General features: G+C 53.7%; 1 protein-coding gene and 1 pseudogene. Both read left to right on the plus strand.

Features of this window, described 5'->3' with window-relative positions:
- Nucleotides 1–298, plus strand: a 298-nt coding sequence (locus ABYT07_RS21350) for a host attachment protein (RefSeq protein WP_372994004.1), incomplete at its 5' end; no start/stop codon positions are given.
- 189 nt (nt 299–487) lie between these two features.
- A pseudogene (locus ABYT07_RS21355) lies at nt 488–1,125 on the plus strand (hypothetical protein); the annotation flags it as partial.

Consider the following 1,125-nt stretch of genomic DNA (forward strand, 5'->3'; position numbering starts at 1 on the left):
CGCCGGAGAGGTCCACAGCAGGGTCGGACCGGGGATGTCGGCTGTCGAGCAGACGGACCCCAAGATGCTGGCACAGGCCGACTTTGCGAAGGAGGTCAGTGATTTTCTGGAAACATCGTTTGAAAAGGGCAACTTCGAACGGCTTATCGTCGCTGCGGGGCCGCATATGCTGGGTGTAATACGCGACGCGTTTTCCGAAAAGGTATCAAAGGTCGTCATCGCCGAGGTCGATAAGGATTTGACGCATCTGCCCTTGGAAGAGCTGCCAGAGCATCTGGATCATGTCCTTGCAGTTTAGGGCCGGCGGTCACCCGCGCATTGATCACAGATAAGGCTGAAAGAAATGCGCGGGGGACACGGAAACATACTTCAGATCAAATCTTTATTAGAGCGCGAATATAATTTCGCAAAGGCTGCGACGGTTCAGGAAACCAGTAAATCATGGCTGTTTCTTACTACGGACCATGTTTTTAAATTGAAAAAACAGGTGCGCGACGATCTGCAAGATTTGACGTTTTTGCGCGCGCGGCTTGATAATAGCCTGATGGAAATCGACCTGAACCGTCGTTTAGCCCCGCAGGTGTATCTTGGGGTCATCCCGATCACCAAGCGCAGCGACGGGCAGTTGGCGGTTGGTGGCGCGGGAGAAATCGTCGACTGGCTGGTGAAGATGCAGCGATTGCCTGCTGACCGCATGCTTGATGTCATGTTGGAAACCGATCCGCACGGCCCGAGAAAATCGCATGCCTCTCTTGAGGCCCTGAGCCAAAAGCTTGTCGCATTGTATCGGACGGCACCGGTTTCTTTGCTGAACGCATCCGAGTTGGTCATAAATATGCGAGAACAGCAGCAGCTTAACCGGAGCTGTCTGCTGAATCCGTTGTTCAGCGATTATCACCCCAGATTTCGACCTGTGCTTGATGCTTTGGACGGTGCTTTCGACAGTCATTTCCCGGTGTTCGAGGCCCGCGTCAAAGCGGGGTGGATAAGGGAATGCCATGGGGATTTGCGGCCCGAACATATTTGCCTGATTGATCCGCCTGTGGTGTTCGATTGTCTGGAATTCAACCGCAACCTGCGACTGGTCGATCCCTTCAGCGAGGTGATGTTTCTTGGGATGGAGGC

Origin of the sequence: Sulfitobacter sp., assembly GCF_041552635.1 — a bacterium.
Taxonomy (GTDB): domain Bacteria; phylum Pseudomonadota; class Alphaproteobacteria; order Rhodobacterales; family Rhodobacteraceae; genus Sulfitobacter.